Annotated in this window: 25 protein-coding genes; 15 read left to right on the forward strand and 10 right to left on the reverse strand. The window is 70.3% G+C overall.

Annotated features, from left to right (window positions below; genetic code table 11):
- The first annotated feature begins 65 nt into the window (after positions 1-65).
- The 12 genes from AC3CBB_RS14950 (at position 66) to AC3CBB_RS15005 (ending at position 6491) form a co-directional block, all read left to right on the forward strand.
- Entirely contained in the window at positions 66-1130 is a 1065-nt protein-coding gene (locus AC3CBB_RS14950; protein WP_488625205.1) for a helix-turn-helix domain-containing protein, read from the forward strand.
- A gap of 122 nt (positions 1131-1252) precedes the next feature.
- Positions 1253-1699: an Asp23/Gls24 family envelope stress response protein gene (locus AC3CBB_RS14955; protein WP_123506679.1), complete on the forward strand. Its 447-nt coding sequence runs from the start codon at positions 1253-1255 to the stop codon at positions 1697-1699.
- The gene (locus AC3CBB_RS14960) at positions 1696-1884 is read left to right on the forward strand and encodes a DUF2273 domain-containing protein (protein ID WP_488625206.1); all 189 of its coding nucleotides are present in this window, start codon (positions 1696-1698) and stop codon (positions 1882-1884) included. Before AC3CBB_RS14955 ends, AC3CBB_RS14960 begins: the two co-directional genes overlap by 4 nt.
- Positions 1881-2264 (forward strand): hypothetical protein, encoded by a 384-nt coding sequence (locus AC3CBB_RS14965; protein WP_488625207.1) that lies wholly within the window; start codon positions 1881-1883, stop codon positions 2262-2264. The genes AC3CBB_RS14960 and AC3CBB_RS14965 overlap by 4 nt, the downstream gene beginning before the upstream one ends.
- Positions 2261-2836 (forward strand): DUF6286 domain-containing protein, encoded by a 576-nt coding sequence (locus AC3CBB_RS14970; protein ID WP_488625208.1) that lies wholly within the window; start codon positions 2261-2263, stop codon positions 2834-2836. The genes AC3CBB_RS14965 and AC3CBB_RS14970 overlap by 4 nt, the downstream gene beginning before the upstream one ends.
- Positions 2836-3441 carry a hypothetical protein gene (locus tag AC3CBB_RS14975; protein WP_488625209.1) on the forward strand — a complete coding sequence of 202 codons (606 nt, stop codon included), beginning with the start codon at positions 2836-2838 and terminating at the stop codon, positions 3439-3441. The genes AC3CBB_RS14970 and AC3CBB_RS14975 overlap by 1 nt, the downstream gene beginning before the upstream one ends.
- Positions 3442-3498: 57 nt before the next feature.
- Complete coding sequence (locus tag AC3CBB_RS14980) at positions 3499-3672, forward strand: CsbD family protein (RefSeq protein WP_488625210.1); 174 nt, start codon at positions 3499-3501, stop codon at positions 3670-3672.
- 136 nt (positions 3673-3808) lie between these two features.
- Complete coding sequence (aqpZ, locus tag AC3CBB_RS14985) at positions 3809-4609, forward strand: aquaporin Z (RefSeq protein WP_488625211.1); 801 nt, start codon at positions 3809-3811, stop codon at positions 4607-4609.
- A gap of 39 nt (positions 4610-4648) precedes the next feature.
- Positions 4649-5626, forward strand: a complete 978-nt coding sequence (locus tag AC3CBB_RS14990) for an Asp23/Gls24 family envelope stress response protein (protein ID WP_488625212.1) — start codon at positions 4649-4651, stop codon at positions 5624-5626.
- Positions 5623-6030, forward strand: coding sequence for a hypothetical protein (locus AC3CBB_RS14995; protein WP_488625213.1), 408 nt, complete (start codon positions 5623-5625; stop codon positions 6028-6030). The genes AC3CBB_RS14990 and AC3CBB_RS14995 overlap by 4 nt, the downstream gene beginning before the upstream one ends.
- A gap of 41 nt (positions 6031-6071) precedes the next feature.
- A complete protein-coding gene (locus tag AC3CBB_RS15000; protein ID WP_488625214.1) occupies positions 6072-6293 on the forward strand; it encodes a hypothetical protein in 222 nt (73 codons plus the stop codon).
- A gap of 36 nt (positions 6294-6329) precedes the next feature.
- Positions 6330-6491 carry a YqaE/Pmp3 family membrane protein gene (locus tag AC3CBB_RS15005; protein WP_123506688.1) on the forward strand — a complete coding sequence of 54 codons (162 nt, stop codon included), beginning with the start codon at positions 6330-6332 and terminating at the stop codon, positions 6489-6491.
- A 17-nt stretch (positions 6492-6508) separates the two neighbouring features.
- Here the strand turns inward: AC3CBB_RS15005 and AC3CBB_RS15010 are convergent, their stop codons facing one another.
- Positions 6509-7987, reverse strand: coding sequence for a sensor histidine kinase (locus tag AC3CBB_RS15010; RefSeq protein ID WP_488625215.1), 1479 nt, complete (start codon positions 7985-7987; stop codon positions 6509-6511).
- Positions 7984-8667: a response regulator transcription factor gene (locus AC3CBB_RS15015; protein ID WP_488625216.1), complete on the reverse strand. Its 684-nt coding sequence runs from the start codon at positions 8665-8667 to the stop codon at positions 7984-7986. Before AC3CBB_RS15015 ends, AC3CBB_RS15010 begins: the two co-directional genes overlap by 4 nt.
- 137 nt (positions 8668-8804) lie before the next feature.
- On the opposite strand from AC3CBB_RS15015, the gene AC3CBB_RS15020 reads away from it, so the two are divergent.
- From AC3CBB_RS15020 to AC3CBB_RS15030, 3 genes are all read left to right on the forward strand, one after another.
- Positions 8805-9506, forward strand: a complete 702-nt coding sequence (locus AC3CBB_RS15020; RefSeq protein WP_488625217.1) for a hypothetical protein — start codon at positions 8805-8807, stop codon at positions 9504-9506.
- 97 nt (positions 9507-9603) lie between these two features.
- Positions 9604-10365 (forward strand): hypothetical protein, encoded by a 762-nt coding sequence (locus AC3CBB_RS15025; protein WP_488625218.1) that lies wholly within the window; start codon positions 9604-9606, stop codon positions 10363-10365.
- 143 nt (positions 10366-10508) lie between these two features.
- Positions 10509-11999, forward strand: a complete 1491-nt coding sequence (locus tag AC3CBB_RS15030) for a mannitol dehydrogenase family protein (RefSeq protein WP_488625219.1) — start codon at positions 10509-10511, stop codon at positions 11997-11999.
- 10 nt (positions 12000-12009) lie between these two features.
- On the opposite strand, the gene AC3CBB_RS15035 is transcribed toward AC3CBB_RS15030, so the two are convergent.
- The 8 genes from AC3CBB_RS15035 to AC3CBB_RS15070 all read right to left on the reverse strand — a co-directional run bounded on the left by AC3CBB_RS15035 (position 12010) and on the right by AC3CBB_RS15070 (position 21946).
- Complete coding sequence (locus AC3CBB_RS15035) at positions 12010-12624, reverse strand: TetR/AcrR family transcriptional regulator (protein ID WP_488625220.1); 615 nt, start codon at positions 12622-12624, stop codon at positions 12010-12012.
- 157 nt (positions 12625-12781) lie between these two features.
- A complete protein-coding gene (locus tag AC3CBB_RS15040) occupies positions 12782-16129 on the reverse strand; it encodes a S8 family peptidase (RefSeq protein ID WP_488625221.1) in 3348 nt (1115 codons plus the stop codon).
- Between the two features lie 115 nt (positions 16130-16244).
- Positions 16245-17180, reverse strand: coding sequence for an ABC transporter ATP-binding protein (locus AC3CBB_RS15045; protein ID WP_488625222.1), 936 nt, complete (start codon positions 17178-17180; stop codon positions 16245-16247).
- Between the two features lie 30 nt (positions 17181-17210).
- Positions 17211-17939 carry an ABC transporter permease gene (locus AC3CBB_RS15050; RefSeq protein WP_488625223.1) on the reverse strand — a complete coding sequence of 243 codons (729 nt, stop codon included), beginning with the start codon at positions 17937-17939 and terminating at the stop codon, positions 17211-17213.
- The gene (locus AC3CBB_RS15055) at positions 17936-18274 is read right to left on the reverse strand and encodes a DUF2149 domain-containing protein (RefSeq protein ID WP_123506701.1); all 339 of its coding nucleotides are present in this window, start codon (positions 18272-18274) and stop codon (positions 17936-17938) included. The genes AC3CBB_RS15050 and AC3CBB_RS15055 overlap by 4 nt, the downstream gene beginning before the upstream one ends.
- Positions 18271-18969, reverse strand: coding sequence for a MotA/TolQ/ExbB proton channel family protein (locus AC3CBB_RS15060; protein WP_488625224.1), 699 nt, complete (start codon positions 18967-18969; stop codon positions 18271-18273). Before AC3CBB_RS15060 ends, AC3CBB_RS15055 begins: the two co-directional genes overlap by 4 nt.
- On the reverse strand, positions 18966-20288 hold the full coding sequence (locus AC3CBB_RS15065) for a PKD domain-containing protein (RefSeq protein WP_488625225.1): 1323 nt from the start codon (positions 20286-20288) through the stop codon (positions 18966-18968). Before AC3CBB_RS15065 ends, AC3CBB_RS15060 begins: the two co-directional genes overlap by 4 nt.
- The gene (locus tag AC3CBB_RS15070) at positions 20285-21946 is read right to left on the reverse strand and encodes a substrate-binding domain-containing protein (protein WP_488625226.1); all 1662 of its coding nucleotides are present in this window, start codon (positions 21944-21946) and stop codon (positions 20285-20287) included. Before AC3CBB_RS15070 ends, AC3CBB_RS15065 begins: the two co-directional genes overlap by 4 nt.
- Between the last annotated feature and the right edge of the window lie 75 nt (positions 21947-22021).

A 22021-nucleotide genomic window follows, 5' to 3' on the forward strand; every position in this document is an offset into this window, starting at 1 on the left:
CCAACTGCTGACGGGCGGTCCATCGCCCGGTGAGACCGATCGCATGCCGCGGGAGGAGGAGAGAAGTGAGCACCACCCCCGCCACTGATGCGAGGTCGCAGGACCCCGATCCGATCTCGTCGCTGGTCGACGCGCCCCTGGCCCGCTTCGAGGTATCGGGGCGGAGCGCCGCCGAGGCCGCCCGTCTGTCGGAGCGCGCGTACGGAGGTGCGAGATTCACCGCCCTGGAGCCGGACGAGCCCTTCTCGTTTCGCTTCGCATCTCTCGGCGACGAGAACGTCAGCCTCCGCCTGTCGAGCCTGTCCGGCACCCTGGTCGGCGAGATCGGTCGGCTCGACGACTACGTCGCCACCTGGTTCCGTCAGGGCGGCGGCAGGATCGCGACCACCCGGGAGACCCTCGACCTCCGTCCCGGAGGTCTCGCCGTGCTCCCCTCCTCGGAGAGCTTCCGGTTCGAGACCGGGCCCGGCCTCCAGAACCTCGTGCACGTGGCGAGGCCCTTCCTCGAGAGGATCGCGACCGAGCGTCACGGCGGCCCCGAGCAGCCCCTCGCATTCCGGCACCAGGTCAGGCCCAGCGAGAGCGGCCTCGCGCAGTGGCGGCAGACCATGTCGGCGGCCTCGCCCGTCATCACCGACGCCGACGCGCCGCCACTGATCCGCATGGAGTCCAACCTCGCCGTAGCGCGAACGCTTCTGGACGTCTTCTCCTGGCACACGCATCACGTCCCGGCGGCGCTCCTGACACCGCGCCTCGCGAAGGTGCGGGCGACCGTGGAGTTCCTCCACGAGAACGCGCACCTGCCGATCACGCCGGCGGATGCCGCGTCGGCGGTCGGCTTGAACACGCGGTCCATGCAGAACTCGTTCCAGCGCCACCTCGAGATGTCGCCCACGGAGTACCTCCGTCGAGTGCGTCTCGACAGGGTGCGCCGGGACCTTCTCGAGCACACCCCGAAGACGGCGACGGTCAACGATCTCGCGCGCGCTTGGGGGTTCGGCAACCTGGGTCGATTCGCGTCGTCGTATCAGGCTCGCTTCGGGGAGAAACCGAACGAGACACTCCGGCGAGGGCGGCCTTCGGGAGTCGCTCCGCTGGCCGGAAACCGATCCGAACTGACGGTTTTCTGAAGATTTTCTGGACGCCCATGACGAAGTCACCAGTCAATGCGTCTGAATGATGTGCCCCACGAATTCGGGTGCAGCTCTCCGGGTCCCGGGTAGCACAACAACAAATATCAAGGAGAAAGCAAATGACGAACGTCACCCCCACCACGTCCAGCTCCGTCGCCAAGACCACCCCCGCCTCGGGAACCGCGACCGGCAAGAACACGATCGCCGAGGGCGTCGTCGAGAAGGTCGCCGGCATCGCCGCCCGCGAGGTGCCCGGCGTGCACGACCTCGGCAACGGTGCCGCTCGTGCCATCGGCGCGATCCGCTCCGCGATCAACCAGCAGGACCGCGGCCAGGGCATCAAGGTCGAGGTCGGCGAGAAGCAGGTCGCCGCTGACATCGTCGTCGTCGCCGAGTACCCGGTCGAGCTGCAGAAGCTCGCCGACAGCGTCCGCGCCAGCGTCACCGAGGCCATCTCGACCGTCGTCGGCATGGAGGTCACCGAGGTCAACGTCACCGTCTCCGACGTCTTCATCCCGTCGGACGACGAGGACAACGACACCGAGACCGAGAGCCGCGTCAAGTGACCTCCACTACCAAGGGAATGCTGATCGGCGCCGTGCTCGCGCTGACGGCAGTCGCATTCGGATTCTGGGCCATGATCCTGGTCGCTGTGGCGATGGTGATCGGCTGGGGTGTGGGCCGGGTCGTCGAGGGAAAGCTCGACGTGAAGTCCCTGTCTGACGCCCTCCGCGGGCGGCGGTCCTCGTGACCGCGGCGGTGATGGCCGACTCCGTGCCAGTCGACGCCGCGGCCGCCCGCGGCCTCCATGGCCGCACGAAGATCACCTCGCGCGCAGTGCGCCGGGTCGTGTCGGCCGTCACCGCGGACGCTCTCAGCGTCAGCGCCTCCGACGTGTCGGTGGAACTCGCCGACCACGACGGCTCACTGACCGTGATCGCGAAGACGCCGATCCACGTCAGCCCGCTGGGCGACGTCGGGCGTCGTTCGAGCGGCACCCTGCTGGAACGCCTGACGGCCGCCCAGACCACCATCCGCGACCGCTGCCTGCAGCTGACCGGATCCTCCATCGGCCGGGTCGACCTCCGCATCACGGGCGTCGACCTCCGTGAACGAAAGAGACTGTCATGACGACCCCCGGCCTCTACCGCCGCGTCGTGCGACGCGAGACGCATTCGTCTCGTTCTGGCATCGCCATCGTCCTGGCAGTGCTCCTGATCCTCGTCTTCGCCTGGATCGGCGTCGAGGCTGTCCTCGCAGCACTGAAGCAGCCTGCCCTCCTGGCCCCGCCGAAAGACGCCGCGGTCACGATCCTCGACGCGGCCAGCGCCCCCGTGGGTCTGCTGACCGCCGCCGGAGCCGTCGTCGCGGTGATCGGGATCATCCTGATCATCGTCGCGCTGGCACCCGGTCGCCGCGGCCGACGCAGTGCGTCGTCTGACCGGACGGCGGCACTCGTCGACGACCGCGTGATCGCGCAGAGCATCGCCGGAACCGCCAGCTACGCCGGCGACATAGAGCCGGACCAGGTCAAGGTCACGGTCGGCAAGCGCTCCGTCGACGTCGACGTCACCCGCACGTCGGGGCGCACCGCCGACCTCCGCAGCATCCAGGAAGCCGTCGACGACGAGCTGTCGTCGTACGACTACAGCCCGAGCCTCCGCGGCAAGGTGCGCCTGTCCAAGGAAGGAACGGTCGCCTGATGACCAGCACGAATCGATTCCTCAACCGTCTGCTCGTCTTCGTCATCGGACTCGTCCTGCTTCTGGCAGGTGGAGCTGTAGCGGCCGGGGCGCTCCTCGCCGACGTGAAGAAGAACGTCAGCCAGTCGGCGAAGGACGCCACGCAGCCCACGTCGGACGCCCTCTCCAGCGGCCAGCCCTGGATCCTGTGGGTGACGGCCGTGGCCGCGCTCGTCCTGATCCTGCTGCTCCTATGGTTCATCTTCCGGCAGGGCCACGGGCGCACGAGCACGCTCCTCGAGGTTGCAAGCGGCGAAGGCAAGGGCTCGCCCACCGGCGGAACCCTGACCATCGACGCGAAGGTCGCCGAGCAGGTGCTCGAGGAGTCTCTGGCACGCGACCCGTCCATCGTGTCGGTCGACGTCAGCGCCTTCGAGGTCAAGAAGGAGAACGTGCTCCGCATCACGGCGCAGACCCGCCGCGGTGTCTCGCCGATCGAGGTGCGCCGGTCGATCGACCGCGCGGTCGCCGACTGGGACGCCCTCCTCGGAACCGCGACACCCGTCGTGATCCAGATCACCGGCGGGCTCCGCAGCCAGCTGACCGGCACCAGCCGCGTCGAATAGCACGTCAACCCCACCCACCGACGGCCTCCGGGCCACCACGAGAAGAAGGAAATCACCATGAGTGCAGCAGACAAGATCAAGGCCGCAGCCGAGACCGTCACCGGCAAGGCCAAGGAGGCCGTCGGCAACGCGACGGACAACGACAAGCTCGTCGCCGAGGGCAAGGCCGACCAGCTCAAGGGCAAGGGCCGCGACACTGCCGAAGACGTCAAGGACGCGTTCAAGAACTGATCGCTTTCGGCCCCCGCCCACTCGGGCGGGGGCCGATCCTCTCCCCCGTCGAGACGAACACCCCGAGCGACCGCCACCGGCCACCGAAGCGAGCTCCGCCCCGCAGATCCCCCCGCACCGACACGAAAGTCCCCCCGTGAGCCAGAAGAAGCCCGTCAGCCGGTCCACTGCTGAGCAACGACGCCAGCAGGCGCAGACCTACCCCACCACCTCCCGCCTCCTCGCCGAAGTGTTCGGCACGTTCCTCCTCGTCTTCGGAGGCGTGGGCACCGCTCTCTTCGCCTCGGCGTTTCCCACCAGCCAGAACCCCCTCGGCGTCGGCTTTCTCGGTGTCGCACTGGCGTTCGGCCTCACCGTGATGGCGGGCATCTACGCCGTCGGCCACATCTCCGGCGGGCACTTCAACCCCGCCGTCACCGTCGGCCTGGCTATCTCCGGCCGTACCGAGTGGCGGCATGTTCCGGGCTACATCGTCGCGCAGATCGTCGGCGGCGCGATCGCTTCCAGCGTCCTCGCCCTCATCGCCGCCGACGGGCCCTCGAACTACTTCGCCTCGGCTCGCGACAGCGGCTTCGCCTCCAACGGGTTCGGCACCTCGTCTCCCGGAGGATTCGGCCTCGGCGCCGTCGTCCTGGCCGAAGTCGTCCTGACCGCCGTGTTCGTCACCGTCATCCTCTCGATCACGGCGAAGCCCGAGTACAAGGCCGTCGCCCCCATCGGAATCGGATTCACGCTCACGCTGATCCACCTCATCAGCATCCCGATCAGCAACACCTCGGTGAACCCCGCCCGTTCCATCGCCGCCGCGATCTACGGCGGACCCACCGCTCTGGGGCAGCTCTGGGTGTTCATCGTCGCTCCGCTCGTCGGAGCCGCCATCGCAGGTCTCCTGCATCGTCAGCTCTCACGGACTCGCGCTCTCACTCTGAGCGACTAGCCAGCCCCACCTGTCACTGCCCCACCGAAGGAGAACCACATGACCGACGCAGTCACCGGAGACGCAACCCGGCCTCAGCCGGCACCCGTCGACCTCACCGGAATCGACCCGCACCACGCCGAGCAGGAGAGCCCGGAACACCTTCTCGGCACGACGGTCGCCGAGACGGCCGCCGCGGTGACCGGAGTCCACCACCTCGGCGGCGTCGCCGCGCGCACCCTCGACCGCGCTCGCCGTCAGGTGCTCGGCACCTCGAGCGCCCCCGGCGTGACGGTGGCGGTCGAGGACGGCACCACCGTCATCGACCTCGACATCGTCGTCGAGTACCCGCACGCCATCGACGACGTCGTCGACGAGACCCGCGTCCAGGTCGCTCACGCGGCTCGTCAGCTCGCAGCCGGTCCGGTCAGCGTCAACATCGCCGTCACCGATATCCACGGTCCGTTCGACCAGGACCCGGCGATCCTCGATGCGATCGACCAGGCTGGCGAGAAGGCTCGCGATCTGCGCGACCAGGCCGGCGATAAGGCCAGAGACCTCCGCGACCAGGCCGGTGCGACGGCCCAGGATCTGCGTGACCGGGCCGGTGCGACGGCGGACGACCTCCGTGATCGGGCGGACGACCTCCGCGATCAGGCCGACGTGAAGGTCGCCGAGATGAAGGAGAAGGCGGGGGAGCTGAAGGCGCAGGTCAGCGACACCGCAAGCGATCTCCGTGACCAGGCGGGGGCAGTCGCCTCCGACGCCGGTGACAAGGTCGACGAGTTCGCGGCCAAGGCCGATGCGAAGGTCGACGCTTTCCAGGCGCAAGCCGAAGCGAAGGTCGACGAGGTGGCCGAGTCCGCTTCGGATGCGGCCGAGACCGCCGGCGACGACCTGGCGCGACTCGACGCGAAGGCCGATCAGAAGCTCGATGAGCTGGACGCGAAAGCGGATCAGAAGCTCGACGAGCTCGACGATGCCGTCGACGCTCGGCGCCCTGCAGCCGAGCGTCCCGCCGACGAGCCCCGACCGTGAAGACCAGGTCGCGCGGCTACGGCCGCCACCCCAAGCCGCGATCGGCGTGGACAGCGCTCATCGTCGCCGTTGTCCTCTGCGCAGTGATCGTCGTCGGAGTGCTCCTGCCGGTCCTCGGACTCATCGGCGGGGTGGGTGCCACCACCTTCGGCACCCTCCGAATCCCGGTCGGCGCGATCACGGCGTCGATCGTGATCAGCTACCTCATCGGCCTCGGCTTCCTGGCCCTCACTTTCCTCGCTCGTTTCGGGGCTCTGGCCTGGATCACGGCCGTCGCCGCGATCATCGCCACGCTCGTGGGGTCGCTCTGGCCCCTGTTCGCGACGGCATTCGCCAGCGTCGCTCAGGTCCAGGACGTCATCCCCTTCGTCCAGGAGCTGATCGGCCGCATCACCGGCAGCTGATCAGCCCCTGTCTCACCCCTCCACAACCGAAAGAGACCACCATGCGCAACAAGATCATCGTCGTCGGCCTCATCGCCGCAGTCATCTACTTCCGCGGGGCACGCTCGCACCGTCCCGTGAAGGGCAAGCAGCCTGAGACGCTCCGCCACCAGGCCGAGCGGCTCTGGAAGGACCCGAAGTCCGCCAAGGCCCGCAAGAAGCTCGGCAAGAAGGTGGCTACCGCCGCGGCCGACCGTGTCAAGAAGGCCCGCAAGGCCTCCTGAGGCACCGGCCCTCCACCCCCAACCGAAAGAGACCCCATGCGCAAGATCCTGCTGATCGTCCTCGCCTGCTTCTTCCCGTTCCTCGCCGTGCTCATCGCCGAGGGCCCGAGCATCCGCGTGCTCTGGGCGTTCCTCCTCCAGCTGCTCGGTCACGTGCCGGGCGTCATCTACGGCATCTACCGCGTCCTGCGCGACTAGCTCAACCCCCGGCGCCGTCAGCGCGGCACGACCGGAAGGTCGAGCTCGAAGACGGCGCCGGAGGACACCGCCAGGCAGCGGACGTCGCCGCCGTGCGCGCGGGCGATGCCCCGGGCGATGGGGAGGCCGAGTCCTGCGCCCCCCGATGCCTGCTCGCGCCCCGCATCGAGTCGAACGAGCCGGTCGAAGATCCGCTCTCTGTCGGATGCAGGAACTCCGGGACCGTCGTCGGCGATCGACAGGCGGGCGCGCGATTCGTCCGGCGGGTCGAGAGTCAGCGTCACGTGCCCGTGTCCTCTCGTCGCGCGGGCGGCGTTGTCCACGAGATTGCCGATCACCTGAGCGAGACGGTCGGCATCGCCCCGAACGGTCACCGGCCTCTCGGGAAGCTGCGTCGTCACCTGAAGCGCGGGGTGTCGGAGACGGTGCCGATCCGCTTCGGCGCGGACGAGGTCGCCGAGATCGACCGGAGCCAGATCGAGCTCCAGGCCACGGTCGACCCGAGCCATCATCAGCATGTCGTCGATGAGGCGCGAAGCACGGCCCGCCTCCCGTGCCACATGGACGGCTAGCCGCTCACGGTCCGCAGGGTCGGCGGGCGCGCGGACGAGAGTGTCGGCCGCTGCCCTCATGCCTGCGACGGGAGTCCGGAGCTCGTGCGCGGCGTCCGAGACGAAGGAGCGCACCCGCGCCTCGGCTTCCACGGCCTTCCGCTCGGCCCCCTCCACGGCGTCGAGCATCTCGTCGAAGGCCAGGGCGACCCGGCCGATCTCGGTCCGGGGCTTGGCAGGCGTCAGGCGTCGACCGCGGTCGCCGCCGGCGATCGACCTCGCGACGGCCGACATCCGGTCGAGGGGTCGGAGCGAGATGCGCATGACGAGCACCAGCCCGGCCGCTGCGATCAGCAGGAAGCCGGCGGATGCGCCGAGCATGACCCAGCGAAGCTGAGCGAGGGTCTGTCCGACCGACGAGGCGTCGGCCGTCAGCGTGATCGTCGAGCCGTCACTCAGGCGGGAGACGAGGGTGATGATCTGATCGTCCGCAGTGATCGTGGAGGAGCTGATGGACACCGTCGTGGTCGGTGTCGCGGTGGACTGCGCCGGCGAAGTGGCATCCGCTGTCGGAGGCTGCTCATTCGCCGGCCCCGGCAGCCCCGCACCCGCCTTGGGTCCGGCCCGCAGCTGGGCGGGCGTCGGGCCGGCGACCACGGAGCTGCCGTCTTCGTCGCGGATGACGACCGACAGCCCCTGGAACGACAGGCGCTCGGCGAGGTCGTCCGAGCTGACGGTGCCCACCAGGGCGGTGGCCGCCGACGCTCGATCGCGGAGGCGGTCTTCGATCTGCCCGCGGAGTCGTGATCCGAGAGTGGCCTCGACGGTCACTGCGAGGGCGCCGAGCAGGAGCACCAGCAGAAGCAGCACGGCCACTACGGCGCGGAGGCGCAGCGAACCCGTGCGGAGCGGCTGCCCCGACGGCGGTGGCGATCCTGCGTTCATCGAGCCGGCTCGGAGACGGCGACCCGGTAGCCGATGCCGCGCACCGTGTGGATGAGCCGGTCGCCGTGCGCCTCCATCTTGCGGCGGAGCGAGCTCAGGTGCACCTCGACGAGGTTGGGGTCGTAGTCGTCGTACCCCCAGACCTGCGTCAGGATCTGGCCTTTCGAGAGCGTCCGGCCGCGGCTCGACGCGAGGAACTCCAGCAGGCGGAACTCGGTGGCCGTCAGATCGAGCCGATGCCCGCCGCGAGAGACGAGCGCCGCCTCCTGGTCGATCAGCAGATCGCCGATCTCGATCACCGACGGCACGCGGCCCCGCCGACGAAGAACAGCCGTGACCCGGGCGATGAGCTCGGCCATCGCGAACGGCTTGACGAGGTAGTCGTCGATGCCCTCCGAGAAGCCCCGGAGCCGGTCGTCGACCTCGTCGCGGGCGGTGAGCATCACGACCGCGGCGTCGGACACCGTGCGGACGGTCTGCGCGAGCTGGATGCCGCTCGGCCCCGGCAGCATCCAGTCGAGAACGACCAGATCCGGCAGGAACGAGGCGAGCTCGCCGGTCAGCTCGAAGCCGTCTGCCGCTGTTCGACACGAGAAGCCCTCCGCGTGCAGGGCGGTGGCGACGGAGGTGCGGATCGTCTCGTCGTCGTCGACGATCAGGACGCGGGCAGGGTTGGGCATGGAGGGAACCCTACGTCGCGATCGGAGCGCCCGACCTATGAAAGACCTGCTGGGAGCCTGAGCTTAAGCGATGCTTCAGATTCGACTTCGACGGTTGATCCACGGCCCGATCGGGCTTCATCACCCAAGGAGATCTCATGACCGACACACACGACAACGACGCCGACGACACCCGCCGAGCGGACGACCAGCCCACCGAGGAGTTCGCTCGGCCGACCGCGGGCACCCCGGCAGGCTCCGACGACTACGCCGCGACGCGGGAGCTCCCGACGGCACCGCAGAACGCCGACTCGGCGTTCTGGGCCAGCCAGGCCGGGTACGCCACCGAGGTCGACGAATCCCCTCGGCCTCGCGTCCGGAAGCGCGTCGTCATCGGCGCCGCCGCGCTGGCCCTGTGCCTGGGCGGTGTCGGCGTCGGAGCCGCTGCTGCCATGACCGGAGGGCCCGAGGCCAGCAGTGCGGCAGCCCCGAGCAGCACCGAGTCGAGCGCGCCGACCGACGCGGCGTCCGGCCAGCCCACCGGCTCCGCGACGGACGCCCCGACGGGAACCGCCACGGACGCGCCGAAGGCGGCGCCCAGCGGCGCACCGGCTCCGGCCGGCGGCCCGGCCTGCGGCCCTGCAGCTGCGGGCGACGGCGCGACCCCTCCGGCACCGCCGAAGGGCGAGAAGGCGCCGGCTGCGCCGAAGGCCGGAACCGCGCCGGCTGCGCCGAAGGGTGGAACGGCACCGGCCGCTCCCGAGAGCGGCACGACGCCCACGCCGCCGGCGCAGGGCGAGCAGCCCTCGGGTGCCCCGATGCCCGAGGCCACGGTGACGCCCGGCACGAAGTCGAGCTGACCCGCCCTTCGGCCGGCCCTGGCGAGCGCCTCGCGCGGCGCTCGCCAGGGCTGGTCGAAAGTAGTTCCTTCCCGAGAAGAACATCGCGGAGTGGGTCATGCCGCTCGACTCGTACATCGATCCGGCCAGGTTCGAGACGTATGCGCAGAACCTCCTCGTTCAGCCGTGCATGCAATCGGCCGGGTACGCGTTCGACGTCCCGTACCGTGAGCTGACTTCGGACAACGGTCCTACGCTCAATGCCGTCGACCGAAGACTGTTCACCAGCGAGATCGCCAGCCGTTTCGGGTACCACGAGGCTCCCGCGAACGATCGAACTGCGGAGGCGTGGGAGGCATTCGGGGCCGCCGTCGCTGCCGAAGCCGAGGCGAAGCCCGCGGCCGATTCGAGGTTTCTCTCCTGCCTGGAGCAAGCGAACGAAGAGCTCGGCGTCCCCGACGGCTCCGAGCAGCTGGCCGGGCAGCTCGAGGGCGACGCGTACGACGCTGCGCTGGGTTCGAAGACCGTCACGGACCGAGCGAGAGTGTGGCGACAGTGCATGTCGCCACTGGGGATCGCCGATCTGTCCCTCACACCCGAGCTGATGCCGACTCCATCGCAGGTCTCCGAGTTCGGTCTCGATCAAGACGTGTCCGGCTCGAACGTGGCGACAGCAGAGGAAATCCGTCAAGCGACGTTCGACGCGCGATGCCGAGCGTCCAGCGGATACCTTCGGGCCCTCTACGACGCGGAGTGGGAGCGTCAGATTCCGCTGCTGCACGACAACGCCGATGCGCTCGAGCGCGTGAAGGCGCAGAACGCCGCCTACGAGAATCGGCTCGCGCAGATCATCGGCGACCACGCGCCCGAGCGAAAGTGACCACGGAGGCCGGGACCCTGGCGAACGCCCAGCGCGAGGCGCTCGCCGGGGCCGCGGCAGGTCGTCCTGCTCACAATCTGCCGAACGGGTGTCGCGGAGTGCCGCGCAGGGTGCCAGGCTGGGTCAACCAACGAGAGGTCGCAATGTCGCACCCTGATCCAGCAGTGCCGCTGTCCACCGCAACGCTCGGCCGGTTCGACGTGCCGACTCCCACGTACGACCGCGCGGCGGTGACGACCGGCATCGTCCACTTCGGCCTCGGCAACTTCCACCGCGCTCACCAGGCCATGTACGTCGACCGGCTGATGGAGGCCGGGGGAGCTCTCGACTGGGGCATCACCGGCGTCGGTGTCATGCCGCGCGACGCCGAGATGCGCGACGTGCTCTCCGCCCAGAACCACCTCTACACGCTCGTGCTCAAGTACCCCGACGGCAGCCTCGAGCCGCGCGTGGTCGGCTCGATCCACGACTTCCTCTACGCGCCCGACGACCCCGAGGCGGTGCTCGCGCTGATGAGCGCCCCGTCGACGCGCATCGTCTCGCTGACGGTGACCGAGGGCGGCTACAACATCGACCACGTCACCGGCGAGTTCGTCCTCGACGCCCCCGCGATCGCCGCCGACCTCGCCGACGGAGCCGTCCCCGCCACCATGTTCGGCTTCGTCACCGAGGCCCTCCGCCGTCGCCGTGATGCCGGCGTCGAGCCGTTCACGGTCATGTCGTGCGACAACATCCAGGGCAATGGAGACACCGCCAGGCAGACCATCGTCGCTGTCGCGACAGCGAAGGCGCAGGAACTCGGCGCCTGGATCGAAGCCACCGTGGCCTTCCCGAACTCCATGGTCGACCGCATCACCCCCGTCACCTTCGACGCCGACCGCGCCCTGGTCCGCGACGAGTTCGGCATCGACGACGCATGGCCGGTCGTGGCCGAGCCGTTCGAGCAGTGGGTGCTCGAAGACCACTTCACGCTGGGGCGCCCGCCCTACGAGGAGGCCGGCGTGCAGGTGGTCGACGACGTCGTCCCGTACGAGCTGATGAAGCTGCGCCTCCTGAACGCCTCGCACCAGGCGATGGCGTACTTCGGCATCCTGTCGGGCCACACCTACGCGCACGAGGCCACGGCCGACCCGCTCATCCGCGAGCTGCTGCGGCGGTACATGGACGAAGAGGGCACGCCGACCCTCGAGCCGGTCCCGGGCATCGACCTCGACGCGTACAAGGCGACGCTGATCGACCGGTTCGGCAACCCGGCGATCCGCGACACGCTGGCTCGTCTGGCGGCGGAGTCGTCCGACCGGATCCCGAAGTGGCTGCTCCCCGTCGTGCGGGCGAACCTCGACGCGGGCGGGGAGTTCCTGCTGTCTGCTGCGGTCGTCGCGAGCTGGGCCCGCTACGACGAGGGCGTCGACGAGATGGGCGACCCGATCGACGTCGTCGACCAGCTTCGCGAGCCGCTCATGGCCGCGGCGGCCGGCAACCGCGCCGACGACCTCGCATTCCTGCGCAATCGGGACGTCTTCGGCGACCTCGTCGACGACGAGCGCTTCGTCGCCGCCTACCGCGCCACCCTTGCGACCCTGCACGCGGACGGGGCCCAGGCCGCCCTCCGCACGGTGCTCGCCGGCGCCTGAGCGGCGCTGATCAGGGGACGGGGACGGGCTTCGCCGCAGGATCCGCCCACCCGGCACGGAGGCGGGCGATGGCGCGATCGAAGGCCGGCAGCAGCTCGACGGTGTCGAGGAGCGTCGACTGGAGCTGCAGGCCCTCGTAGAGCGCGATGACCTGCTCGGCCGCGTGCAGCGGAGCCACCGAGCGGGGCTCGCGCTTGGCGATGACGTCGCGCGTGAGGAAGAGCCCGACGTCTTGCACGAAGCCGGAGTACTGAGCCCGGTACCAGCCGCGACCGGGGTGAGCGGGGTCGGAGGCTGCACCGAGGAGGGCCATCCGCGTGCGGATGAGCGCGGGGTCGGCGGCGGCCGCCTCGAGGAGGGAGCGCACGTAGGCCACTCCGCCCTCTGTCTCGGCCACGACGACCCGCTCGCGCCGGAGCGTGCCCGACCAGGCGTCGAGGATCGCGATCACGAGGAGGTCCCAGCTCGGGAACACCATCTCGACCGTCTCGGTGTCGACGCGAGCGACGCGTGCGATGTCGGCGACGCGCACGGAGCGGTGCCCTTCGGCGCGGAAGGCATCGACGCCGGCATGGACGACGCGTCGGCGCAGTTCAGCGGTGATCGATGGATCGGTGAGTTCCATCCGCCCATCCTCCTCTAAGTCGGGCGTGCATGTCGGAAGCGCCGCCTGCGGCGCCGCGCCCAGAACGCGAGATGCCCCGATCCGGGCTTCCACAGGCTGTGGATGCCCAGATCGGAGCAAGTCGCGAGGCGGTGCTGCGGCCGGTGAGGGCCGGCCGCTACTTCGTCTTCTGCGAGACGATCTGCGACTGCTTCGACACCGAGTTGTGCAGGTGCAGGAGCAGGATCCGCTTCGTGCTCGCCGTCGTGCGGTGCACCGCGATGCCGGCCGACTGGTCACGCAGCAGGACGCCGCCGAGGTCGTCCGACTTCTTCTGCGAGAACCACAGGCTCGGCGCGAAGACGTCGAAGGTGGCCGCGTTCGTCTGGTCGACGACGTAGCTGCCGGTCGAGGCCAGACCCGGCGCGTACGCCGACTCGGTCGCGACCTCGTAGGTGATCGACGTCTTCTTCGACTTGCTCGTGAAGCCGAGCGCCTTGAGCGAGACCGGGAGCACCGCCACCGAGCTGTCGAAGGTGTTGACGTCGACGCCGGCGTAGTCGGCGTTGAACGGCTCCACGTCGACGGCCTTGCCCGAGACGAGGTCGATCGTCGTGACGAATGTGGCGTCAGCCGTCGTCGACTTCGTCACGTAGGTCACGAAGTCGGCCTCGCCGTCGCCGTCCGTGTCGATGTACACCTCGGGGGCGCCGTCGACGCCGGGGTTGGCGATCGGTCCGTTCGTCTTGACTCCGAACGACAGGATGCCGTCGGATCTGTCTTTCTCGAGCGGGGCCGTCGACGCCGCACCGACCGCGATGAGGTCGGCACCGGCAAGCGACTGCTGCGGCGAGCCGGCGGGGAACGCCTTCACCGGGCTGGTGGCTCCGAGCACGAACGCGGCCGTGAGGCCCGTGTAGGCCTGAACGCCGGTGCCCTGCTTCAGCGTGGTGCCGCTGATGCCGAGAACAGCCGTGGTCGACGTCTTCTTCGCGAAGACGGCGGTGGCTCCGGTGTTCGCCGAGATTGGCTTCGGGGCGGCGAAGACCGAGAGGCGCAGCGGCGACCTGGTCGAGTCGGCCGGGGTGAACTGCACCGAGCCGGTCGCCGAAGCCACGAAGTCGCGCACGATCTCGGCGTCGCCGACTCCGGCGGTCGCGTTCTGCGTCGGGTCGATGACCTTGCGCAGGGCCTTCGGGTCGGGGATCTTCATCGTGAGCGTGACTGTCGCGTCACCGCGGGCGGGGACGACGACGGTCGACGCCGAGACGGTGAAGGTGACCCCGGGGGCCGCGATCCGCGACGCGTACGCCACGGAGTACGTCTGCGACGTGTTGCCCGAGTTGTGCAGCACCAGCGTGCGCTTCGCCGTCAGAGGCTTCGAGACCGCCACAGCGCCGTACGAGGCGGTGATGAGCCCTTCGTTCTCGTCCGACCGGACCGTCACCTGGTTGGTGACCGCCTGGAGCGCATCGATGCGGCCGGTGCCCTGGCTGATCGTCGAGTAGAGGTTGCCGTCGGCGTCCTTCAGGTCGTGCGTGGCCGTGTTCATGATGTCGGCCTTGACCTGCTTGGCGGTCCAGCCGTCGTGGGCCTCGAACACGAGGGCGGCGATGCCGGCGGCGTCGGGGGAGGCCATCGACGTTCCGCTCTCGGAGGTGCGCCCCGTTCCTGCGCCCGAGAGAACCGAGAGGACGTTCACGCCGGGGGCGGCCACGTCGGGCTTCACGATCTTGTCGTACGAGCCGTGCACGCCGCGCGAGCTGAAGGTCGCGAGGGTGTCGGTCAGGCTCGGGACGATCTCGGACTTGTAGAGGCGCAGGGAGTCCTTGAACGACACGGTGAGCGTGCCGGCCGCGGCTGCGGGGAGGAGCGCCGCGTAGGCGTCCTTCGTGATCTCGGCACCGGGGATGTCGGCGTTGCCCGAGATGCCGGCGTCGAACACGTTGACCGAGCCGCCGAGCAGCACGCCCGCGGCGCCCGCCTTGCTGGCGTTCGTGAAGCGCAGGACCGAGCCGCACTCGAGGGCGGCGTCGTTCCAGTGCAGCAGGACGATCTTGCCCGCGATCTTGGCGGCGTCGGCGGTCGAGAACGGCTCGCAGCCGGTCGATCCGGCGGCGCTCGGCACGACGACGGGGGCCGTGAGGGTCAGCGGCTTCGTGTAGGCGATCGAGTACTGGGCGTTGTACGGGCCGGCCGCCGCGAGGTCGGACGGCGCGGTGACGTCGATGCCGTCGTAGACGGCGGAGCCGCTCGAGGCCGCGGCGACGCTGAGGCCGTTCTCGGAGTTGGCGGGGCTGCCGCCGACGTCCGTGAAGTCGCCCGAGTTGCCCGCCGACATGACCGGGAGCACGCCGCGCGCGACGAGGGCGTCGACCTTGGCGTTGTCGGGGTCGTCGGGGTTCGAGTAGTCCGAGCCGAGCGACATGTTGACGACGTTGATGTTCTTGCCCTGCGTCAGCGCCTGGCCGACCCAGTCGAGGGCCGCGCCGGTGAGGTCGGTCGAGCCGCCGCCGTCGCCGAAGACCTTCAGCGAGTAGAGGCCGGAGTCAGGAGCCGAGCCCGGGCCGATGTACATGTCGTTGACGGAGTCGGTCGTGAGGTCGCCGTAGTCGCCGGTGAACGTCGTCTTGTCGGCGTTCTCGCCGAATCCGGCCGCGGTGCCGGCGACGTGCGAGCCGTGTCCGCCGCCGCGCCCGTCGATCGGGTTGGCGTCGGGAGCCGGGTCGGGGTCGTAGGCGTCCGAGTCCGGGTCGGCGTTGTAGGTGGCGCCGGCGAAGTCGGTTCCGCCCAGGAACTTGGCGGAGTCGTAGAGAGAGGAGGCGGGCGCCGCGGTGCTCGCCAGCGCCTCGTCGTAGGCGGCCGTCGTGCCGGGGCCGCCGAAGTCGGCGTGCGTGTAGTCGAGGCCCGTGTCGATGACGGCGATGTTGATGCCGGTGCCGGTGTGGCCGGTCTGCTGCCAGGCGTTGAGCGTGCGCGTGTAGATCGCGTCGTTCGAGTTCAGCGGGGCTTCCTCGCCCTTGGTCGTGACCGGCTTCGGAACACTCCGCTGGGTGATCGGGCTGATGCTGACGACGTCGCTGCGTGCCGCGATGGCCTTCAGGACGGACGCATCAGCGATGACGGCGACGCCGGGAACCGTGTACGCGGTCGTGTACAGCGTGGTGACAGCGGGGTCGGCCGAGGCGATCGCCTTGGTGACGGCGGAGTTCGTGCGGCGGATGTCGGCGACGCGGTTCTTGGCGGCCGACGACTGCGGACGCCCGGAGAGCGAGCCGCCCTTCGCCGTCGCATCGACGCTGAGGGCGCCGGCGCCCTCGGTGCGGACGAACACGGCGACCTTGCCGGTGGCCTTGTCGAGACGGGCGTTCAGCTTCAGGGCCGGAGCGAGGCTGGTGAGCGAGCCGGGCGAGGTGCTCGCGGTCGCGATCTGGGAGGTGGTGGCGAGTGAGGCGGCGACGAGTGCCGCTGCTGCGACCGAGGCAAGGGCTACCTTGCGGATCGGCCGGGATGACGAACGTGGCAAAGAGTGTCCTTGGGCTTGGGCCGGAGCCGAACGGTCTGGTCTGAGGAGCTTGCCAAATCCATATCGGATTCACAACGCTTTGTCAGCGTGTCGTGGACGGATTCGTCCACCTCGGTCACTTCCGGGGGAGGCCGGGTGCGTCGAACCGAACGGGCGTCTCGATGACGACCGAGAGCGAGTCGCCCACCGCCGGGCGCGGTGCGGGGCCGACGACGGCGTGCACGCGGCCGCCGTCGACGTCGAGCGCCACGCGGAAGCCGTCCTCGATCGGGACCACCGCGGTGACGATCGCTCGCTCGCCGCTTCCGCCGGGCGTCACCCGCACATGGACGGCGCGCGTGAGCACGGTCTGACCATCGCGCAGGATCTCGCCGTCGTACCCGAGGAATCGCGCGACCTCGGCCGTCGGCGGCGCATCGAGCACGGCCTGCGCGGGCCCGTCGGCGGCGATCCTGCCGTCGAGCAGCACCAGGATCCGGTCGGCGAGGGCCCAGGCCTCGGCCCGGTCGTGCGCGACCACGAGCGTCCCGCCACGGCGGGAGCGGAGCGCCGACGACGTGTCGTTCAGCAGGGCGGCCCGGCTCGCGCCGTCGAGGCCGGCGAACGGCTCGTCGAGCAGGAGCACGTCGGCGTCGACCGCGAGGGCCCGCGCGAGGTGCACGCGCCGCTGCTCGCCGCCCGACAGCAGCGAGGCGCGGCGGTCGGCGAGGTGGTCGGCCCCCAGCTGAGTGAGGGCCGCGCGGGCTCGGGGGCGGCGCTCCGATCGCGGGACCCCCCACCAGCCGAGGGCGAGCTCCACGTTGGCGATGGCCGAGCGCCGCGCCATGCCGGGGGTCTGCAGGGCCGTGGCGATCCTGCCGTCGATCTCGAAGGTGCCGCCCGACGGTGTCACGAGGCCCGTGAGCGCGGACAGCAGCGTGCTCTTTCCCGCGCCGTTCGGCCCGAGCAGGGCGACGACCTCGCCGTCGCCGATGGTGAACGAGGCGCCCCGGAGCACGGGGCGGCCATCGCGGGCGACCTCGAGATCGCGCACCGATACGAGCACTGTCACGGTCGTACCCGGTTCACGGTCGTACCCGGTTCACAGTCGTACCCGCCCGATCCCTCGCCCGCCGGCCCGCCGGTCGGCGTACTGGAGCACGGTGAGCAGCCCTGCCACGACCGCGATCAGCGCGAGCAGGACGATGCCGATGGCCAGCCCCTCGCTGAAGCGGCCGGCCTCCACCTTCTGCAGGGCGGCGCTGGCCAGCGTCTGGTCGAGCCCCTCGATGTTGCCGCCGACCAGCACGACGGCTCCGACCTCCGACAGCGCGGAGCCGGCGGCGGCGATGATGCCGGCGAGCACGCCGATGCGCGCCTCGCGGAGAGCCAGCGTCGCGACGGCCACGCGGGAGGCTCCGAACGCGCGGGCCTGATCGAGCAGCCCCGCGTCGATGGATTGCACCGACGATGCCGTCAGCGCGACGACGATCGGCACGGCGAGGATCGTCTGCGCCACGAACACGCCCTCGAGCGTGAAGAGGAGGCGGAGGTGGCCGAGGGGAGCCGCCGGAAACAGCAGCAGCGACAGCACGAGGCCGACCACGACGGGCGGGAGGCCCATTCCGGCGTTGGCTGCCGCCAGGCCGATCCTGCGCCCGCGGAACCTGCCCAGGCCGAGCGCCAGACCGGCCGGGACTCCCGCGACGATGGCGATGCCCGTCGACACCCCCGCCACCTGCAGTGTCACGCCGACGATCGACCGCAGCGCAGGATCGCCCGACACGATCAGGTGCCACGCCTCGCGCAGCCCGATCTCGAAGAAGCTCACGGGGTCGGCGCGCTCGTCGGCTCGCCGGTCACGTACACCAGCGTGCCGTCGTCGAGGCGGTAGACGGTGCCGACCCTGCTGCCGTTGCCGACCACGGTTCCCGACTCGGCGGGCACCGGCCCGCTGGTCTCGCCGGGCTTGACCGTGACCTGATCGCTCGTCGACTGCTTCAGGCCCTGCTCGGTGAACGCCTTGGTGAGGCCGAGCGACGAGAGACCCGCCAGCAGGAACGCCACGGCCAGCACGATGCCCACGTCGAACAGGTTGACGAGGCCGTCGAGCGGGTCTCCGGCGCGGTCGGCGTTGCGGCGGGCGCGGGGTGTGACCTTGATCACCGGGGGCCGTCCGTTGCTGCGCCCGCGTCGACGGCGACCTCGGCCGATCCCGCGCCTGCGTCGCCCGACACCTCGCTCGGCGCCGTCAGCACCGCGGCGACGAACTCGAGGTCGGAGAAGTCCTGTCCGTAGAGCCGTTCGCGCACCAGCGACAGCGCGAAGGCGACGACGCCGATGAGGATTCCCAGCACCGTCACGCTGAACGCGACGCGGAGGTTCTCGGTGAGGGTCGTGACGTCGCCCTGCGCGAGCCCTTGAAGCGCCGGCGAGAGCGGGATCAGCGTGCCCATCAGTCCGAGCGCGGGGCCGAGGCGCACGAGCAGCCGGGTGCGGCCGAGGAGGCGCTGGCAGGCGAAGTCGAAGTCGGCCAGCTCTTTGGCGATGCGGGTGTCGCCGCCCGCGGTGCCGGCGACGTCGGTGAAGACGTCGAGCGAGCGCTGCATGCCGGCGCTCCGCCCCGCAGGGATCAGGGCCGTGCGAGCGGCTTCGCGCTCGCCGCCGTCGATGGCCGCCCGGCCCTTCTCGGCCGCCGTCACGAGAGCGGACATGCGCCGACGCCTTCGCCGTGCCGTCTCGACCAGGAACGACCCGACCTCCACGATCAGCCAGGCGAGCGAGGCCAACGCGATCACGATCACGGGCAGCTCGAGCACTGCGGCCGCCGCGAACACGGCCTGGTAGATGCCTTCGGTCACCGAGGGTCCTTTCGTGGGCGCGCCCGCGACGAGCGGACCTCCCGAACGATACCGAGAGCCAGCAGGAACGCGAGACCCGCGCCTCCCGCAAGCGCCAGCAGCTGGCGCCGATGGTCGGCCTCCACGGTCGCGGCCCGCGCCGAGGGTGCTGAGGCCCGCGCCGCGTCCGCTGCCGTCGTGGTCGGCGTCGTGCCCGCCGCGAGAATAACGTAACCAGTCACGGCGGTTGCGGTCCGGGCCGGGGTGGACGGCTTGGAAGTCTTCGTCGTGCTCTTCTGTGCGGGGCCCGTCGACGTGCCGCTCGCGGCGCCGTCGGCAGCCGTGCCGTTCTTGGCCTGGCTCTTCGTGTCGGTCGTCGAGGGGGCCGCGCCGCCGCGGCTGCCCGAGCTCGTCACCGGACCGGTCGTCGGCCCCTTCTCGCCCGAGCCGCCGCCCGCGGACCCCGCCGCCGACGGGCTCGGCGATGGCGAGACGACCGGCGAGGTCGCCGTCATGGTCACGGCGGAGGAGACCCCGACCGACCCGTCGGAGCCGGACGCGATCACACGGGCCGGGTAGGTGCCGGCCGCCGTGTACCGGTGCGAGATCGTGTCTCCGGTGCCGGGCACGTCGGGGCCGTCTCCGAAGTCCCAGACATACGAGTAGGCGACGCCGGGTGCCCCGGCAGGGACGCTCGCTGTGAAGGGCAGGTCGGTGGCGATCGGCACGGAGGTCGACGGCGTCGTGATGATCGGCGTGTTCAGCTGCGCCGCGACATGGACGGCGAGGGAGACCGGGCTGTTCGAGAGGCCCTGGAAGTTCGGGTTGGTGTCGGTGTCGTTGCGGAGGGGTTCGATGTAGCCGAGCGCCTCGGACGAGGTGAAGACCGCCGGGAGCAGGCCGTCGGGGTAGGGGAAACCGGCGTCGGTCGGCTCGCCGAGGTCGGCCGGGGTGAGAGTCGAGGTCAGGCCGCGGACGGAGATGTCGACCGACGACACCGCCGCGACGGGGATACCCAGGTCGTTCTGCAGGAGCGTGCGGACGGCGATACCGCGGGTCTCGACGCTGATGGTCGAGCCCCCGGTCCTCGACCGGGTCGGGTACGAGGCGTTGACGTCGCCGGCGAGCACCTGCGCCTGCGTCACCGTGCGGGTGGCCGAACCGCCGGCCTCGATCGTGACCAGCACGCAGGGCTGGCCGGCCGGGCAGGTCTGCTCGGGTGCCGCTGCCGCGCTCGCCGGATCGGCGCCCCCCGCCGCTGCGAGGGGCGCGGTCAGAAGCAGCGCTGCGATGAGGAGCGCCGCTCGCACCCGATGGGCGCCGGGGCGCCTGTGGATCACTTCGTGGTGACGACTTTCTGGTCGGAGAAGTAGCCGATGAGACCGGGGCCGGTGTAGACGACCCGGAGGTGCCACGTGCGGTCCTTGGAACCCAGATCGTACTTCAGCACCGACGAGGCCACGCCCGACGGCACCTTCGTGGCGACGAGATTCGACCAGCTCGTCGAGCCGCCCTCGAAGTAGCCCTGCAACGTCATCGTGTTCGCAGCAGTGGTCGTCTTCGCGGCGAGTTTCACGCTGACGGTCGCGTCGTGGCTCGCGGTGGTGCTGAGCCCGACGATCTTGGCCGGCGGGGTGCTGAGGATCACGCGCGACAGCGACTGCGACGCGTCGGCGAGGATGTCGCCGAAGATCGGGTTCAGCGTGGCGTTCTCGACCTGGGTGCCGCCCGCCGTCTTCAATGAGTAGACGTAGTTCAGCTTGGGTGTGAACGCGATCTTGTACTTGCCGTTCTCGTCGGTCGTGCCCGTCGCGACCTTCTTCGCCGTGGCGTCCGGGGTGGGCGACGGCACCGCGTAGAGGTCGACCGTCTTGCCGGCCAGCGCGGGCGTGCCCGGCGTGACGTTGGCGAGCGTGCCCGAGAAGGTCAGCGGCTTGCCAAAGGCCACGGTCGACGCGAGCTTGGCGTTCGTGATCGACGGCGCGGCCGAGGGGATGAACGGCGGGTCGTCGTCGGCGGCGAGGAACTTCCCGACGGCGGTCTGGCCGGTCGGCGAGGTGATCCAGTTCAAGAACGCCTTGGCGCCGGCCGTGTTGATCTGGCTGCCGGCCGGGACGGCGTCCGGGTTGACCGCATACGCGTGGAACGAGTTGACGAGCGCCGTGCTGGTGCCGGGCGCCGAGTCGGAGTTGTCGCGCGTCAGGATCTTCAGGTTCGAGACGGCCTTCGTCGAGACGAGGTACTGGTACGTGCCCCGGTCGGTGAAGACGTAGCAGTCGTCGTCTCCGAACGAGCAGCTGTCGCCCGCCACGACGTTCGGCCCCTGAGTGAGGCCGGTGGAGTGGTACCAGTCCGGCAGGTCGGCGGCCGTGGCGCAGGCGCCGTCGCCCGTGCTCGGCGCCTTGCCGCCGCCGTTCGCGTCGGTGACGGTGCAGTCCTGGACGCCGGAGGTGAGGCCCCAGATGGCGTGCTCCTGCACGGTGGTGCCCGGGGTGCCTCCGCGCGAGACGAAGTTGGCCTTGTGGTCGGCTCCGGCCGCGGCGATCTTCTCGAATGCGCCGGCGATGTCGTGGGAGTCGTCCGTCAGCACGCCCGCGGGGTCGCTGGCGGGGCCGAGCAGCACGTAGTCGCCCCAGAAGATCGCTCGGCCGTACTTCTCGGCCGAGTAGCCCTGGTCGACGAACTGGTTCTCGAGGCTCGCGGCGTGCACGATCATCGCGGACGCCGTGCCGGCCTCGGCGTAGGCGATGGCGGCGCCCGTGCCCTTGCTGACGTAGTTGAGGGTGTACTGCGGGTAGGCCTTCTCGAAGCCGGGCTTGATCACCGACTGCACGAGGTTCGAGTCGTACACGTCGCTCGTGCCCACCACGGTGAGGGTCGAGGAGTCGTCGGCACGGGCCGGCTGGGCCCCGACGAGGGCGGAGGCGAGGAGTGCGGCGCTCGCGGCGACAGCGACGGCGACGTATCTGCGGTGAATTGCCCGGGTCTCAAGACTCATATGCGAATCTTCGCAGATTCCCGGCGAAACGGAAGACGTCGTCACCAACCCGTAATGAGTCCGGGCCGCGCGCCG

This window comes from Frondihabitans sp. OV104 (assembly GCF_057787745.1).

What these genes read in the sequence shown, in the direction of transcription:
- AC3CBB_RS15020 (WP_488625217.1), top strand. Translation starts at nt 8,805, where the DNA reads ATGACCGACACACACGACAACGACGCCGACGACACCCGCCGAGCGGAC.
- AC3CBB_RS14955 (WP_123506679.1), top strand. Translation starts at nt 1,253, where the DNA reads ATGACGAACGTCACCCCCACCACGTCCAGCTCCGTCGCCAAGACCACC.
- AC3CBB_RS15030 (WP_488625219.1), top strand. Translation starts at nt 10,509, where the DNA reads ATGTCGCACCCTGATCCAGCAGTGCCGCTGTCCACCGCAACGCTCGGC.
- AC3CBB_RS15015 (WP_488625216.1), bottom strand. Translation starts at nt 8,667, where the DNA reads ATGCCCAACCCTGCCCGCGTCCTGATCGTCGACGACGACGAGACGATC.
- AC3CBB_RS15025 (WP_488625218.1), top strand. Translation starts at nt 9,604, where the DNA reads ATGCCGCTCGACTCGTACATCGATCCGGCCAGGTTCGAGACGTATGCG.
- AC3CBB_RS15000 (WP_488625214.1), top strand. Translation starts at nt 6,072, where the DNA reads ATGCGCAACAAGATCATCGTCGTCGGCCTCATCGCCGCAGTCATCTAC.
- AC3CBB_RS14990 (WP_488625212.1), top strand. Translation starts at nt 4,649, where the DNA reads ATGACCGACGCAGTCACCGGAGACGCAACCCGGCCTCAGCCGGCACCC.
- AC3CBB_RS14975 (WP_488625209.1), top strand. Translation starts at nt 2,836, where the DNA reads ATGACCAGCACGAATCGATTCCTCAACCGTCTGCTCGTCTTCGTCATC.
- AC3CBB_RS15070 (WP_488625226.1), bottom strand. Translation starts at nt 21,946, where the DNA reads ATGAGTCTTGAGACCCGGGCAATTCACCGCAGATACGTCGCCGTCGCT.
- AC3CBB_RS15005 (WP_123506688.1), top strand. Translation starts at nt 6,330, where the DNA reads ATGCGCAAGATCCTGCTGATCGTCCTCGCCTGCTTCTTCCCGTTCCTC.
- AC3CBB_RS15010 (WP_488625215.1), bottom strand. Translation starts at nt 7,987, where the DNA reads ATGAACGCAGGATCGCCACCGCCGTCGGGGCAGCCGCTCCGCACGGGT.
- AC3CBB_RS15035 (WP_488625220.1), bottom strand. Translation starts at nt 12,624, where the DNA reads ATGGAACTCACCGATCCATCGATCACCGCTGAACTGCGCCGACGCGTC.
- AC3CBB_RS14970 (WP_488625208.1), top strand. Translation starts at nt 2,261, where the DNA reads ATGACGACCCCCGGCCTCTACCGCCGCGTCGTGCGACGCGAGACGCAT.
- AC3CBB_RS14980 (WP_488625210.1), top strand. Translation starts at nt 3,499, where the DNA reads ATGAGTGCAGCAGACAAGATCAAGGCCGCAGCCGAGACCGTCACCGGC.